General features: G+C 42.3%; 16 protein-coding genes. 11 read left to right on the top strand and 5 right to left on the bottom strand.

Annotation, left to right across the window (positions count from 1 at the left end; all coding sequences use genetic code 11):
• Positions 1–11: 11 nt before the first annotated feature.
• Entirely contained in the window at positions 12–968 is a 957-nt protein-coding gene (locus tag WH214_RS07715; RefSeq protein WP_339421554.1) for an NAD(P)-dependent oxidoreductase, read from the bottom strand.
• A gap of 303 nt (positions 969–1,271) precedes the next feature.
• Complete coding sequence (locus tag WH214_RS07720; RefSeq protein ID WP_218288171.1) at positions 1,272–1,940, bottom strand: GntR family transcriptional regulator; 669 nt, start codon at positions 1,938–1,940, stop codon at positions 1,272–1,274.
• Positions 1,941–2,076: 136 nt separating this feature from the next.
• Between WH214_RS07720 and madL the strand changes: the two genes are divergently transcribed.
• From madL to WH214_RS07765, 9 genes are all read left to right on the top strand, one after another.
• A complete protein-coding gene (gene madL, locus WH214_RS07725) occupies positions 2,077–2,478 on the top strand; it encodes a malonate transporter subunit MadL (protein ID WP_332478020.1) in 402 nt (133 codons plus the stop codon).
• A 63-nt stretch (positions 2,479–2,541) separates the two neighbouring features.
• Complete coding sequence (gene madM, locus WH214_RS07730; RefSeq protein ID WP_168158472.1) at positions 2,542–3,303, top strand: malonate transporter subunit MadM; 762 nt, start codon at positions 2,542–2,544, stop codon at positions 3,301–3,303.
• Positions 3,304–3,324: 21 nt separating this feature from the next.
• Positions 3,325–4,980, top strand: a complete 1,656-nt coding sequence (gene mdcA, locus WH214_RS07735; protein ID WP_339421553.1) for a malonate decarboxylase subunit alpha — start codon at positions 3,325–3,327, stop codon at positions 4,978–4,980.
• A 5-nt stretch (positions 4,981–4,985) separates the two neighbouring features.
• Positions 4,986–5,294 (top strand): malonate decarboxylase acyl carrier protein, encoded by a 309-nt coding sequence (mdcC, locus tag WH214_RS07740; RefSeq protein ID WP_016166424.1) that lies wholly within the window; start codon positions 4,986–4,988, stop codon positions 5,292–5,294.
• Between the two features lie 3 nt (positions 5,295–5,297).
• Positions 5,298–6,185 carry a biotin-independent malonate decarboxylase subunit beta gene (locus WH214_RS07745; protein WP_339421552.1) on the top strand — a complete coding sequence of 296 codons (888 nt, stop codon included), beginning with the start codon at positions 5,298–5,300 and terminating at the stop codon, positions 6,183–6,185.
• A 4-nt stretch (positions 6,186–6,189) separates the two neighbouring features.
• Complete coding sequence (gene mdcE, locus WH214_RS07750; protein WP_339421551.1) at positions 6,190–6,906, top strand: biotin-independent malonate decarboxylase subunit gamma; 717 nt, start codon at positions 6,190–6,192, stop codon at positions 6,904–6,906.
• A gap of 10 nt (positions 6,907–6,916) precedes the next feature.
• Complete coding sequence (gene mdcG / locus WH214_RS07755) at positions 6,917–7,597, top strand: malonate decarboxylase holo-[acyl-carrier-protein] synthase (protein ID WP_339421550.1); 681 nt, start codon at positions 6,917–6,919, stop codon at positions 7,595–7,597.
• A complete protein-coding gene (gene mdcB, locus WH214_RS07760) occupies positions 7,575–8,453 on the top strand; it encodes a triphosphoribosyl-dephospho-CoA synthase MdcB (RefSeq protein ID WP_339421549.1) in 879 nt (292 codons plus the stop codon). The genes mdcG and mdcB overlap by 23 nt, the downstream gene beginning before the upstream one ends.
• Positions 8,431–9,348: an acyltransferase domain-containing protein gene (locus WH214_RS07765; protein WP_339421548.1), complete on the top strand. Its 918-nt coding sequence runs from the start codon at positions 8,431–8,433 to the stop codon at positions 9,346–9,348. Before mdcB ends, WH214_RS07765 begins: the two co-directional genes overlap by 23 nt.
• A 127-nt stretch (positions 9,349–9,475) precedes the next feature.
• On the opposite strand, the gene WH214_RS07770 is transcribed toward WH214_RS07765, so the two are convergent.
• On the bottom strand, positions 9,476–9,811 hold the full coding sequence (locus WH214_RS07770) for a gamma-glutamylcyclotransferase family protein (protein ID WP_339421547.1): 336 nt from the start codon (positions 9,809–9,811) through the stop codon (positions 9,476–9,478).
• A 12-nt stretch (positions 9,812–9,823) separates the two neighbouring features.
• A complete protein-coding gene (locus WH214_RS07775; RefSeq protein ID WP_339421546.1) occupies positions 9,824–11,077 on the bottom strand; it encodes an MFS transporter in 1,254 nt (417 codons plus the stop codon).
• A gap of 96 nt (positions 11,078–11,173) precedes the next feature.
• Between WH214_RS07775 and WH214_RS07780 the strand changes: the two genes are divergently transcribed.
• Positions 11,174–12,085, top strand: a complete 912-nt coding sequence (locus WH214_RS07780) for a LysR family transcriptional regulator (RefSeq protein ID WP_339421544.1) — start codon at positions 11,174–11,176, stop codon at positions 12,083–12,085.
• A gap of 159 nt (positions 12,086–12,244) precedes the next feature.
• Here the strand turns inward: WH214_RS07780 and rarD are convergent, their stop codons facing one another.
• Positions 12,245–13,150: an EamA family transporter RarD gene (gene rarD, locus WH214_RS07785; RefSeq protein WP_339421543.1), complete on the bottom strand. Its 906-nt coding sequence runs from the start codon at positions 13,148–13,150 to the stop codon at positions 12,245–12,247.
• Between the two features lie 108 nt (positions 13,151–13,258).
• On the opposite strand from rarD, the gene WH214_RS07790 reads away from it, so the two are divergent.
• Positions 13,259–13,720 carry an Lrp/AsnC family transcriptional regulator gene (locus WH214_RS07790; RefSeq protein WP_339421542.1) on the top strand — a complete coding sequence of 154 codons (462 nt, stop codon included), beginning with the start codon at positions 13,259–13,261 and terminating at the stop codon, positions 13,718–13,720.
• Positions 13,721–14,008: the final 288 nt, after the last annotated feature.

The raw sequence follows: 14,008 nt of genomic DNA on the forward strand, positions 1-14,008 counted from the left end.
GCATGATCTATTTAAACAAGGTTTTGCTTAACACCTTGCATATTTTGATTGATATTACTTTGTAAAATGTCAAACAAACGTTGCTGTGCTTCGTCTGTACCCCAAGCAATATGTCCAGTAATCATGACATTGGCATGCTGGCGTTGCAGTTGGAGTAGCGGATGGTCATCGGCAGGCGGTTCCTGATTTAATACATCAGCACCAAAACCTGCAATTTTTTTGCTTTCAATTGCTGCAATCAGGTCGGCATCATGCACTAAGCCACCACGACCGACATTAATCAGAATACTTTTTTCTTTCATGCGTTCAAAGACTGAAGCATCAATCATATGTTGAGTTTCAACATTTAACTCACAGTGTAAAGACAAAATATCTGCTTGTTGTACAGCTTGCTCAAATGGCACATATCCATCACGGCATTGCGCCGCATTTTTACGCTCACTAAAAATGACTTTCATGCCAAATGCTTCGGCTTTTTGCGCTAGCGATAAGCCAATTTCACCTTTACCCATGATGGTTAGGGTCTTGTTTTTAAGTTCACCCATTGGGGCAGCAAGATAAAATGAACTGTTGCCATTTGACCAGAGACCTTGTTTAACGCCATCAACTTGTTGGTTAAAGTTTTTAATTAGGTTGATCATTAGAGTAAATGCATGTTCTGCTACAGCATCACCCGCATAACCACGAATATTACAGACTTGAACGCCATGTTGTTTGAGCAGAGGCAGATTGACGTGGTTAAAGCCAGTTGAGCAGAGTGCTAGGAGCTTTAGATTGGGGTTGTTGGCTAAAACTTGTTCGTTAACATTTAAATCACTAATGATAATGACATCTTGATCATGGACTTGTGTTTGAAACTGTTCTTGATCGAGTTGCTGAAATTCGCTGTATTGCACAGGAAAATCGAATTGAAATGCTTGATCAATTAAGACATATTTTTCGGCACAGGTTACTTTGAGAGTCGACATAAGAAGTATTCAACATAAAACTAGATATAAGACATCATATGTCATCTGAGTGCTGATTTCTATATCACATCATCATACGCAGGGCAGTTGCGCATCGTTCAAGCCATTTCTTAATTTTAACTCGATGAGTTTCTAGGAGGGAGATGCATCTGATACTGCTCTAATCAAGGCACTCATCAAGAAAAAATACCAAGAAATCGATACGTATTTCTTGGTATTTATCTTCGCTACATGAATGGTCTTAAATATGAAGCTAAACATCAAAAGCCTGAACAACTCAGCTCAAACAAGTCCTGATTCTAGTTAAGTATTTAAATGCTCTAAGGTTGAAATAAAGTCCGTAAATTTCTCACCTTGAATCACCACATGTGCTTTCAGCAAAGCCTCAGCTTCTTGTTCATCCCCTGCAAAAATGGCCTCTAAAATTGCGCTATGTTCTGAAAATGAATGATTCATTCGATGGTTAACGCGGAGTTGTAGGCGACGGTACGGGTGTAAACGTTTGTGCAAGGTACACGCTTGTTCAATTAAAAAGGCATTATGACTGGCTTGATAAATGGCAAAGTGAAATAAACGGTTGGCCTCATAATAATTTTCTGAGTCGTTCTGATTTAAATAGTCCTGACATAACTGATGTAAGCGCTGTAATTCTTGCTTTTCTTCAGGTTGAATGCGCCGTGCTGCTAAACGTCCACACATGGCCTCTAACTCAGCCATCACCTCAAACATTTCACAAAGGGTGAGTGAGTTAATAGCTGGAATAATTGCGCCACGACGTGGGCGAATTTCAACCAATCCTTCAGCGGCCAATAGCTTTAATGCCTCACGAATCGGGGTGCGTGAAGCACCATAGCGTTCGCAAAGCTCTTGTTCATCTAGCTTAGTCCCGGGTAGGAAAAAGCCATAAATAATATCATCCTCTAACTTTTTACTAATTTGAATAGAAAGAGGAAGTTCCGCAATTGAAGTCATACATCACCAAAAATTGTATACAATTTATGTTTATTTGAGTACAAAACATTGTACACTGGATACAGATAAGCTATAACTATAGCAAATTATAAGTCAGATTATTAGAAGCGCTGCATGATCCAGGGAGGATTCAGCAATGATTATTTACGGAACAGCCATATTGGCAATCTGCCATTTACTTGGTGTTTATCTAGGCAATGTTCTCGGAGTTGCACTCGGTGTCCAAGCCAATGTAGGTGGTGTGGCTATCGCCATGATTTTATTAATTCTATCGAAGGAACTGTTAGCTAAACGCGGGCACTTACCGCAAGTGACTCAATTTGGTGTGTTGTACTGGTCAGGTATGTATATCCCAATTGTCGTTGCAATGTCGGCAGGCCAAAACGTCGTTGCTGCTATGTCAGGCGGGATGTTGGGTCTGATTGTTTCGGTTGCGTCTTTGATTGGTACCGTCTTGGTGATTCGTTGGTTAAATAAATCCAGTGGCGACTATGAAAGCTATGAATGGGCTGTAGAGCCAACTGAAAAAGCCGCTTAAGGACAAGGGTGTTGTCTTAACACGAAATAACAATCAGTTGTACGGTTACAAGGAAGAAACGCAATGGAAGAAATAATTACGGTTTTTACCAAAAACGCCCTCGTCGCGGCGCTCGCAGTGACTGGTTTGATGATGTATGTGTCACATCTTTTGTCGAAATATCTCACCAAAGGGAAGTTACAAAGCTCAGCTATAGCCATCACCATGGGGCTAGTTTTGGCTTATTTCGCTGGGATTTATACTCAAGGTGAAAAGGGCATTTCAGATATCGCCATTTTCTCAGGTTTTGCTTTACTCGGTGGTGCCATGATTCGTGACTTGGCCATTGCATCAACGGCGTTTGAAGTCGACGTCAAAGAAGTGAAAAAAGCAGGAAAGGTGGGCTTGATCGCGCTTGCACTTGGCTGCGTGATTCCATTTTTGATTGGTGCAATGGTCGCGTGGTTGATGGGTTATAAAGATCCCGTTTCGATGACCACGATTGGCGCAGGTGCGATGACCTACATCGTTGGACCAGTAACGGGTTCAGCCATTGGTGCAAGCTCAGAAGTGATTGCATTATCGATTGCAATTGGTCTGATTAAAGCGGTGTTTTTCATGGTGGGTACACCGTTATTCGCAAAATTTATGTATCTCAAAAGTCCACGTTCTGCCATGGTTTTTGGTGGAATGGCGGGGACGACCAGTGGTACAGCAGCAGGTTTAGCAGGAACTGATGTGCGTTTAGTACCCTATGGTGCATTGGTCGCAACCTTCTATACCGGTCTTGGTTGTTTACTTGGCCCCTCTGTATTTTTTCTCACAATTAATGCCATCTTCGGCTAAGCACAGCATAAAGGTGACCCCATGAACCAAATGGTTAAGACGCGCTTATGGGATAAGCAGCGCACCCGTAGACAAGAAAAGTTGAATCTTGCCAAAGAAAAAGGCTTTGCAAAACAAGTTGAGCATGCTCGGGTGATTGAACTTTTGGAAACGGTAATTTCCAGTGGTGATCGCGTTTGTTTAGAAGGTAATAACCAAAAGCAGGCCGACTTTTTGTCAAAGAGTTTAAGTCAGTGTAATCCAGAAGTGGTTCATGACTTACATATCGTGCAGTCGGTATTGGCTTTACCCAGTCATATTGATGTCTTTGAAAAAGGCATTGCCTCTAAGGTCGATTTCTCCTTTGCAGGCCCACAAAGTTTACGTCTAGCACAATTGGTTCAGCAGCAAAAAATCAGTATTGGTTCGATCCATACTTACCTAGAGCTGTATGGGCGATACTTTATCGATCTGACGCCAAATGTCTGCTTGATTACGGCACATGCGGCTGACCGTGAGGGCAACCTTTATACAGGTGCGAATACCGAAGATACGCCCGCGATTATTGAAGCGACAGCATTTAAAAGCGGCATTGTGATTGCGCAGGTCAATGAAATTGTCGATAAGTTACCGCGTGTCGATGTACCTGCGGATTGGGTCGATTTTTATATTGAAAGTCCCAAGTACAACTATATAGAACCATTATTTACCCGTGATCCTGCACAAATTACTGAAGTGCAAATTTTAATGGCGATGATGGTGATTAAAGGCATCTATGCACCATATCAAATTCAACGTTTAAATCATGGGATTGGCTTTGATACTGCGGCAATTGAATTGTTATTGCCTACGTATGGAGCATCCTTAGGACTAAAGGGGCAGATTTGTACCAATTGGGCTTTGAATCCGCACCCGACTTTAATTCCAGCGATTGAAAGTGGATTTGTCGAATCGATCCATAGCTTCGGTTCCGAAGTCGGGATGGAAGACTATATTAAAGAACGTCCAGATGTGTTTTTTACAGGCAGTGACGGCAGCATGCGTTCCAATCGTGCCTTTAGTCAAACCGCGGGTTTATATGCGTGTGATTTGTTCATTGGTTCGACTTTACAGATTGATTTACAAGGCAACAGTTCAACCGCCACTGTAGACCGTATTTCTGGTTTTGGTGGTGCACCAAATATGGGCTCTGACCCACATGGACGCCGTCATGCCAGTTATGCCTATACCAAAGCAGGCCGTGAAGCAGTCGATGGAAAACTGATTAAAGGGCGTAAGTTGGTGGTGCAATTGGTCGAAACGTACCGTGAACATATGCATCCTGTCTTTGTTGAAGAGTTAGATGCGTGGCAGTTACAAGACAAAATGGAGAGCGAACTTCCGCCAATCATGATTTATGGCGAAGACGTAACGCATATTGTCACTGAAGAAGGTATTGCTAACTTACTGTTATGTCGCACACCTGAAGAACGTGAACAAGCTATTCGCGGTGTGGCAGGTTATACGCCAGTCGGTATGCAGCGTGATGAGGCCAAAGTGGAAGAGTTACGTCAGCGCGGCATTATTCAACGTCCAGAAGATTTGGGTATCGATCCAACACAGGTCAGTCGTGATTTGTTGGCGGCAAAGTCGGTGAAAGATTTAGTTAAATGGTCGGGTGGTTTATATAGTCCCCCAAGTCGCTTTAGAAACTGGTGATCGACATGGAAAAGTTAAAATTTGAATTGCAATCCGCACCGCTGAGCGCTGAACAAGCGGCGGTCATTTGTGGTGTGGTCGGTTCTGGAAATTTAGAAGTCTTGGTTTCACAGCATGATCAGGCGGATATTTGTCAGATTGAAGTCACGACATCAGCCGTAGGGTTTCAACATGTTTGGCAGTCTGTACTGAATGAATTTGCGCAACGTCATGCGGTGGCAGGGCTTAAATTTCAGTTAAATGATATGGGAGCGACCCCAGCGGTGGTGAACCTGCGCTTAAGCCAAGCAATATCTATGTTTAAAGGAGTATAGAACATGGATCAAGTGATGCTCAAAAACAGTTTTTATGAAAAAACTGCACGTGCGCGTATTCAAGCAGTTGTGGATGCTCAGAGTTTTAATGAAATACTCAAACCGACTGAAATTGAAGTCAGCCCACACCTGTCTGCTTTGGATATTCCAGGTAGTTTTGATGATGGCGTGATTATTGGTACAGCGCGTTTAAACGGAATACCTGTACATATCATGGCGCAAGAAGGTCAATTTATGGGTGGGGCTGTGGGTGAAATCCACGGGGCGAAAATTGTCGGTCTCTTACATAAAGCCATTCAAGATCAAGCGCAAGCGGTGCTGTTTTTTGTCGACTCAGGCGGTGTGCGTCTGCATGAAGCCAATGCAGGTCTGATTGCCATTTCCGAAATTATGCGTGCCATGTTGCAGGTACGAAATGCTGGGATTCCCATTATTACCGTGATTGGTGGCACCTGTGGCGCCTTTGGTGGTATGGGTATCAGTGCCTGTTTGAGCAGTGCCATCATCATGACGGAAGAAGGGCGTTTGGCACTGTCTGGCCCAGAAGTGATTGAAACAGTTAAAGGCGTAGAAGAGTTTGACTCGAAAGACCGTGCTTTGGTTTGGCGCGTGACTGGCGGTAAACATCGTTATTTACTGAGCCATGTACAGGCTTTAGTTGAGGATGATATTGCCGATATTCGTGATGCGATTTTAACGCAGCTAGACGCTAAGGTCACTCCTTTAGACTTAGAACAATTATTGCAACAGCAGCAACAGCTTGAGCAACAGTACCAGCGTTGGTTTGGTAAAAATGATGGTTTACAGATTTGGCATGACATGGGAATTTCACAGCCAGAAAAAATTCCGATGTTGTCTGCCCATGAAGTTGTGTTGTTAAAGCAAGGATGAGCTCATGAATACAGAATTACTTTTACAACAGTTGTTTCCGCGTCAACTGGATTATCAGATCGAAGGTTATGTGATTAAGGGCAATGCGCAGACGGACGCAGGTCCAGTGCGGATTCTCGGCACAGTCAATGCAGCACCCATTAATCAAGACATTGCCATTCAATTATCCTCAGAAATTTTGAAATTGGTACAACAAGGCAATCAAACTCCCGTGGTCTTTATTGTAGATACGCAAGGACAAGATTTATCACGTGCCGATGAATTGTTGTGTCTCAACCGTACCTTCGCGCATTTGGCATCTTGTGTTGACCTACTGCGCAGAAGTGGACATGCCAACCTCGCGATTATTTTCGGTCAAGCGGTCAGTGGCGGCTTCCTATCCTATGGACTCATGGCAAACGAAGTCTATGCACTCAGTGATTCTCAGGTCAAAGTCATGGATCTGAACGCGATGGCACGAGTCACTAAAATTCCAGTCGAAAAGTTAAAAGAGTTGTCGCAAAGCTCAGCTATTTTTGCCCCAGGGGCAGAAAACTTTTACAAAATGGGCGCAATCAATGCCATTTGGCCAGATTTGGAGACAGACTGGGTCAGCCAAGCCTTGTTAAATCAACAACATCATCTTGATACTTATTTGACAGATCAACGCCGTGTGGTGGGGCAGCAGCGTCAAGGGCGTGTGCTGTGTAATACCATCATCGAGAAAGTTGTCCACAGTTAAGGAAGCAGATATGGATCGTCATGACTTAGCTTATCTTCGTGATTCAGTAACCTTACATTTTTTAGATGTTTCTTTACCAGAAACGGTGAAACAAAAGGTGTATCAGTTGTTGAACCAACATATCCCAATGACCGTTTGTCGGCAGGAAGATGTGGATGTGGGACAAGTGAAGCTGGCGATCAACTGCTTGGTTGAGGGTTATAAATATCGTGTGGCATGTTTCGTAGAGAAACACAATATTGAGCGGATTACTCGACCGCTTTCTCTAAAGGTGTTGCTCGAAGCTGAATCGCAGATCCGACAACCTAAAGTGTTGATTGATTTTGCAGACAATTTAGAACAATTGGGCTGCAAAGTGTATGTCTATGGCTCCTATGCCTACCAGTCTCTTACGCAGGAGACTTATGTCAGACCGACTTCAGACTTAGATGTGTTGTTGTATCCACAGCATCAACATGATGTACCAGAAATTTTACAGTTCATTCAACAAGTCCAAGCCCAGAGTTCTATCCAGTTAGATGGCGAGATTCAAATCCATCCAGACTGGCATGTGTCATTTAATGAACTAATTGCGGTTTTTCCTGAAATGAAACAGCAAGTGATCGTAAAAGGAATTCAGCGTGTCGAGATGCTGAGATTAGAACAATTATTCGAAGGGAAGCTGGAATATGCAGATGCTACAACCACATGAAGTTTTATGCCCAAGCATTATCACTACTGCTGAAACATTAGACCGTTTGGCATGTATGGCGTTATTGGATGAAACCAGTTTAGAACATAAGCCCGGTTTGGTTTGTCCAAGTTCGCAGGGCAGTCATCGGGATATGGACTTTAGCTTGTTCCAATGTAGTGTGGATGCTTTACAGGGCTATTTTCAGGCGCAATGTTTGAATGGGTATCGCGATGTCGATTTTGAAGAGATTCGACAGTGTGGCATTTTAGCTGAACAAAAAATGATGACTGCCACTCAGCAGATCAATACCCATAAAGGGGCAATTTTTAATTTGGGTTTTGCCAGCGCGGCAGTAGGGCAATGTCTAGCAACTGATAGTTCGTTGAGTGCAGACTCAATCAGTCAAAAAATTCAAAGCACTTGGCAGGATGAACTGTTACATCATTTAGAGCGAAATCCCAACAGCCACGGGCAACGTATGCGTAGTCAATATGGCATCACAGGGGCGATTGAAGAAGTGGCTTCAGGTTTTAAAACGGTGATGGAAGTTGCCTTACCAACGTATATTGATACTTATGCCCAAACGGCCAATGCACAACAGGCTGCAATTCAGACTTTATTCAGTCTGATGGCTTATGTACAAGATACCAATATTGTTTGGCGCGGTGGTTTATCAGCCTTGTATATTGTGCAGGATCTAGCCAAGCAGTTTTTGGGCCGTGGCGGTGTGTTACAACACAATTGGATGCAAGATGTGGCTAAAGTGGAAGATTATTTCGTTCTGCATCGTTTAAGTCCAGGGGGCAGTGCCGATCTATTGGGGGTGACTTTGTTCCTGCTGAAGGTGGAAAATGAATTTCGCAATCATATTTAGTGGGCAAGGACTCCAAAGCTTAGCGCATGTACAAGAACTGCTCAGCATGGCAGATGAGCTTCATGTATCACATATTTTAGAGCGGCATTTGCCGCAACTCTTTTGTTCAGGTTTAACCGAAGCGGATCTGTATCCGAATGAGTTCGCGCAGCCTTTTATTTTTGCTTTGCAATGGTGTCGTTGGCAAAAGTTAAAACCTGAGATTGAAGACCTTATGAGCTTCTCAGGTTATTCACTCGGAGAGTTAAGCGCACTCATTTGTGCTACCCAGATAGGCCTAGAGCAAGGCCTGTATTTAGCCCAGCAGCGTGCCTCGTTGATGTCTTCAGCCACTCAGCACGTAAGTGGCTTAATGGCTATTCAGGGCATCAATCTCAATACGCTTGAACCGTTATTGACTGAAACGTCAACAGCACTTTCCATCAAACTGAGTGATAGTAGTTTTGTCGTGGGTGGGGCTGATGCTAATTTACAGCAGCTGGCTCAGCAACTTGAATTGCGAGGAACACGTTTTGTTAAACGCTTGAATGTCACCATAGCATCGCATACCGTCTGTATGGATGCTGCGGTTCACCCGTATCAACAGGTTTTACAGCAGCAAGACTTTGCTGGTTTATGCACGGCCATGATTAGTGGTTCGGGTGGACATAAGTTTTTTAAGACTACGGATGCAGTTAATGCGCTGATTCACCAAATGAATCATGCGATTGATTGGGATGCTTGTTTAAGTGCAATACAAGAAAATCAGCCTGATGTTGTCTTAGAAATTGGGCCGGGCTGTGTCTTAAGTAAAATGCTATTAGAGCGCAATCCAAATTGTATCGTACGTGCGGTGGATGATTTTAAAAGTTGGTCTGGGTTGCAGGCATGGTTAGAAAAACAGAACTTTGCATGAGTTTGATAATACGTATCAAGGATTCAAAAATTAGCGGTACTTGAATATTAGGAAATAACATTCAAATACCGCTAATTTTTCGATGTATGCACAACATTTATATACTAACGATATGATGTCATGCTTTTTATGTATTTGGGTTCAACGCATAAACATAAGCCTGTTGTATTTGCCCATTTTCTAAAGTGACTTCAGTTAAAACACGCTGATATTCACTTCCTTCAAACTCATCTAAGCTGTTCCACAGCGTATTTAATTGCTCTGAACTAAACATATCTCCATCAACAGTTGATCCAGCTGGACTCAGCATCAGCCCAGGAAAACCAAGTTCTGCTCCCCAACCTGCTTCCTTAAGCAAACCTTTCACAGAACCTTTGCGCCATGTACCGCCAATCGCTTCTAAAATATGAGCGTTGGGTTTGTTTGGCCCTAAAGTACCGTAAACAAATAAGTGTTGTTGCATGATGTAGATTTCCTAATGGGTAACAGATGGAGAATGAAGTGGTTTTATCGAAAAAATAACGATGAGTGCAATTAGAATCAGAAAAATATTTAATATAACGATGCCATTCCAGCCATGGCTTTGCCAGATATTTCCACCATACGCACCCACAATGCTTGAACCCAAATAATAAAAAAGCAGATATAAAGAAGTGGCATGACCTTTATTGGATGTTGCGAGCTCTCCAACACGACTGCTGGCAATGGCATGGGCAATGAAAAAGCCAGTGGTCACACAGCCAATCCCGAGAATAATCAAAAACAACGAGGCAGAAAGCGTGAGTAGTACCCCTAAGAGCATGCACAAAAAGCCTAAAATCATTACCTGCTTTTTGCCTATTCGGTCTGCAATATGGCCTGCAATCGAAGAGGAAATAATACCCAAACTATAAGATAAAAAAATCAGGCTAATCTGGGTTTGGCTTAAATGATACGGTGCTGCAAAGAGTCTGAAGGTCACATAATTAAACAGCGTGACAAATACACTGGTGAGTAAAAAGCCAATCCCATAGATTTTTAACAGCCGTGTATGACTTAAGTGTGCATACCATGCATGTAGATGGAACTTAAAAGAGATACCTTGCTGGGCAATGAAATTTCGTGAGTTGGGTAAAAGTTTCAAAAAACCAAATGCACAGAACAGACAAATGCCGCCGAGAATGGCCATGGAAATACGCCATGAGAAAAACTCGGTCAAAATGCCCATGCCAACACGTCCCATCATGCCGCCAAATGCTGTGCCTGCAATATACAGCCCCATGGTTTTACTTAAGTTTTTGGGACTAATTTCTTCTGCAATCCAAGCCATTGCAACAGCGGGAACTCCACCTAGAACAAAACCCTCTAAGCTTCTTGAAACCATGAGCACATGCCAACTCGGTGAAACCGCGCATACCACATTGAGTATAGAAGCCAAAAGCATAGAGAAAAACATCAGACCTTTTCTGCCCAATGTTTGTGAAAAGGCACTGGATAGTACGATCGACATAGCTAAAAAGCCTGTAGTTAAGGACAGTGCTAGTGCGCTTGCACTGGGTGCAATATGGAAACTCTGACTTAAGTTGGGCAGTAAGGGTTGTACGCAATAGATCAGTGAAAAACTGGCAAAGCCCAACAAAAACAGCGCTATGCCCGATCTTTTATATTCAACTGTACCTTGGCTAATGGTCTGTGGAATCGGCTGTTGAGAAGTAGACCAATCTGCTTCTAGTGAAGAGCTCAGTTTCATGACTTAGCTGATTTAAAATGGAGAGAAGCTTTATTTTAAGAATTATACCTGTATATGTATAATATATATAACTCAATAATGGTATAGCTTTAATATATGGAGTTGCGCAATATTCAATATTTCATTGCTATCGCGGAAGAGCAAAGTTTCTCTAAAGCAGCCTTGCGTCTTGGCATAAGTCAGCCACCGTTGAGTATGCAAATTAAAAAATTGGAAAGGGAAATTGGTGTAGAACTTTTTTATCGCTATTCGCATGGTGTAGCTCTGACATCAGCAGGGGAAACTTTTCTTAAAATGGTTTTGCCTGTTCAGAACCAACTGAAAAATGCGGTGAAATTGACCCAAAGTACGGCAAATGGTGAATTGGGAGAACTACGGCTTGGCTTTACAGGCACTTCAATTTTAAACTCTTTAATTCCGACAGCCATTCAAGCATTTCAACAGCAATATCCTCAGGTGAATTTGGTGTTAAAAGAAGCCAATTCTTTGATTTTGATTGAAAGTTTATTGAATAATGAATTAGACATTGCAATTGTACGACCACCTGCGCAGTATCCTAAAGCCATTACGATTCGTAATTTGATCGATGAAAAATTGATTGCTGCTTTACCGATTCAATATCCCGCAGAAGATGAGGTGGTAGATTTGGCAGAATTTAAGTATGAAAGCTTTATTGTCTCACCACCAGAGGTGAGTGCCGGGCTGTATGCCGCGATTTTAAATAGCTGCCAACAGCATGGCTTCACTCCTAAAATTGGACAGCAAGCGCCTCAGATTGTGTCAATTTTATCGTTGGTTGCGGCGAACTTAGGGATTTCTTTGGTGCCTGAGTCCACCCAACAGCTCAAAATTGAAGGGATTAAATATAAATACCTAAAAAATAAAACTGCAACCATTGGACTCGGTATTGCGTTTAAAGCGGATTTACATAGCCAACCTGCAATCAACTTCTCTAGCTTATTGAATAGTATTGTGAGGCAGCATCATCATTTAAAAGGTTCGCTGTAATTCACTCTATGTCGTTTTAAATATGAATTGTCAGCACGTAACTCGCGGAGTCAAATAGCCATTTAAATACAATCAGAAAGTCAGTTCTCGATTCAGCACCAAAACATGTCTAGACGGCTAAATTTAAGCTATCTAGAGGAAAATATGCATAAAAAATGCCTATGTTGCAAGTTTACGATTCTTTTTAAAGCTGCGTAATCCTTCCAGCATGAGGGTAAAAACTGCGAGCCAAATGGCGATATAGGTTGGCCATTCTGCTGAAGTAATGCTTTCCCCTAAGGCGATTGAAACGGTCACTAACAATATCGGTTCAACATAAACCAACAGTCCAAACAGGCTTAAGTTTAAATGCGGGGCAGACAAGGACTGAAATGCCAAAGCCAGTGCACTGATTAGTCCAAGTCCTGAAATGAGCCAAAGCATATGTGAACTTTCAGATAGGCTTTCTGTGACAATACTGCCTTGCAGGATAAAGAAAATACAAACTGGGAGACTCAGCATCATGTCAAACCAAAGTCCACCTATATTATTCGTCTTCGTTTTTTGTCTGAGCCAAAAATAGATCGGGTAACCTAAGCAAATCAGCAGAGTAGGCCAACTCAGTGTTTGAGAAATCGCCAAGAGATTCACGATCCCCAGCACTGCAAAAATACAGGACAGTTGCTGAAAGCGTGACATCCGCTCTTTAAATGCGATGCGACCGACAATCACCATGCTAATCGGCATAATAAAATAACCGAGTGAAACATCCAATCCATAGCCATGACTGGGTGCCCACATAAACAGCCACAACTGAATTCCAATTAAAAACGAAGATAAAATTCGCGTTAAAAAGAAAAAGCGCTCTTGGTAGAAACGACGATAAATAACAACCACCTGAGACCAATTGCCTTTGAGCCAAATAAAAAGTGTTAAACATGGAATAGTCAATATAATGCGCCAGCCGTAAATTTCTGTACCTGCCAGTGTGCCCAAAAGTGAGGTATAGGCAAACATTAAAGCAAATAATACCGAGGCCGTGACATTTAAGCTAATGCCAAGTGCTGTATTGGTATGCGTAGACATAGGCGGTTCTTAAGCTGTATCAATGGATGCTATTTTATTGCAATAATCTTGATAAAATGGCTTGTAATCATTAGTTTGGATGAGAAAATTTCTCGCAGGAAGCTGCTCATGCAATTAGATAAGTTTGATTTCGCTTTATTGGAGCATCTGCAAAAAGATTGCTTAACGCCGCTCCGAGAATTGGCTGATTTAGTGCATTTATCAACGGCCTCGGTACAACGTCGCATTCAAAAATTAAGAGACAGTGGCTATATTATTGGCAATACCGCATTGCTTGATCCAGACAAATTGGGGCAAGTGATTACGATTTTTGTCGAGGTTCGTGTCAACCAAACCCATGTGACTGACCTTGAGGCGTTGAAAACGAGTTTTTCAATTCCAGAAGTACAGCAGTGTTATTACGTAACCGGTGAGGCAGATTTTATGCTGGTACTCTTGGTGCCAAGTATGAGTCGGTTTCAAGCCTTATGTGATCAGCTTTTTCATCATAATGCCAATGTGCAATGGTTTAAAACCACTGTTGTGTTAGAACGGATTAAAACAACTTTAGAGGTGTCTTGTCAGCCATAACTTTTATTCTCCTTTCTAGATTCCACCTTATATTCAATGGCTAAAGGGGCTGCTTGAAATAGGAAAATAGAAAAGTCGTTTCTGAATTTTTAGGCACTCAAAATAACGCCATGAGGGGATTGGCTTCTATTTAAATAGCGAATTTATTTTCTAATTTTGATGGCTTTGTACCCGTAAAACTTGAGAAGGAGGCACGCTGTTATAGTTTTTTCAAGCCTTACTGTAGCTACTCATTCACACCAAACTAGCTGAAAATTTGACTCAAGAAGGGATCACAATCTTGATGGT

The sequence above is a fragment of the Acinetobacter sp. MYb191 genome (assembly GCF_037572605.1).
GTDB lineage: Bacteria > Pseudomonadota > Gammaproteobacteria > Pseudomonadales > Moraxellaceae > Acinetobacter > Acinetobacter johnsonii.

Coding starts and splice junctions, on each gene's coding strand:
- WH214_RS07715 (WP_339421554.1), bottom strand. CDS start 968: ATGTCGACTCTCAAAGTAACCTGTGCCGAAAAATATGTCTTAATTGAT.
- WH214_RS07720 (WP_218288171.1), bottom strand. CDS start 1,940: ATGACTTCAATTGCGGAACTTCCTCTTTCTATTCAAATTAGTAAAAAG.
- madL (WP_332478020.1), top strand. CDS start 2,077: ATGATTATTTACGGAACAGCCATATTGGCAATCTGCCATTTACTTGGT.
- madM (WP_168158472.1), top strand. CDS start 2,542: ATGGAAGAAATAATTACGGTTTTTACCAAAAACGCCCTCGTCGCGGCG.
- mdcA (WP_339421553.1), top strand. CDS start 3,325: ATGAACCAAATGGTTAAGACGCGCTTATGGGATAAGCAGCGCACCCGT.
- mdcC (WP_016166424.1), top strand. CDS start 4,986: ATGGAAAAGTTAAAATTTGAATTGCAATCCGCACCGCTGAGCGCTGAA.
- WH214_RS07745 (WP_339421552.1), top strand. CDS start 5,298: ATGGATCAAGTGATGCTCAAAAACAGTTTTTATGAAAAAACTGCACGT.
- mdcE (WP_339421551.1), top strand. CDS start 6,190: ATGAATACAGAATTACTTTTACAACAGTTGTTTCCGCGTCAACTGGAT.
- mdcG (WP_339421550.1), top strand. CDS start 6,917: ATGGATCGTCATGACTTAGCTTATCTTCGTGATTCAGTAACCTTACAT.
- mdcB (WP_339421549.1), top strand. CDS start 7,575: ATGCAGATGCTACAACCACATGAAGTTTTATGCCCAAGCATTATCACT.
- WH214_RS07765 (WP_339421548.1), top strand. CDS start 8,431: ATGAATTTCGCAATCATATTTAGTGGGCAAGGACTCCAAAGCTTAGCG.
- WH214_RS07770 (WP_339421547.1), bottom strand. CDS start 9,811: ATGCAACAACACTTATTTGTTTACGGTACTTTAGGGCCAAACAAACCC.
- WH214_RS07775 (WP_339421546.1), bottom strand. CDS start 11,077: ATGAAACTGAGCTCTTCACTAGAAGCAGATTGGTCTACTTCTCAACAG.
- WH214_RS07780 (WP_339421544.1), top strand. CDS start 11,174: ATGGAGTTGCGCAATATTCAATATTTCATTGCTATCGCGGAAGAGCAA.
- rarD (WP_339421543.1), bottom strand. CDS start 13,150: ATGTCTACGCATACCAATACAGCACTTGGCATTAGCTTAAATGTCACG.
- WH214_RS07790 (WP_339421542.1), top strand. CDS start 13,259: ATGCAATTAGATAAGTTTGATTTCGCTTTATTGGAGCATCTGCAAAAA.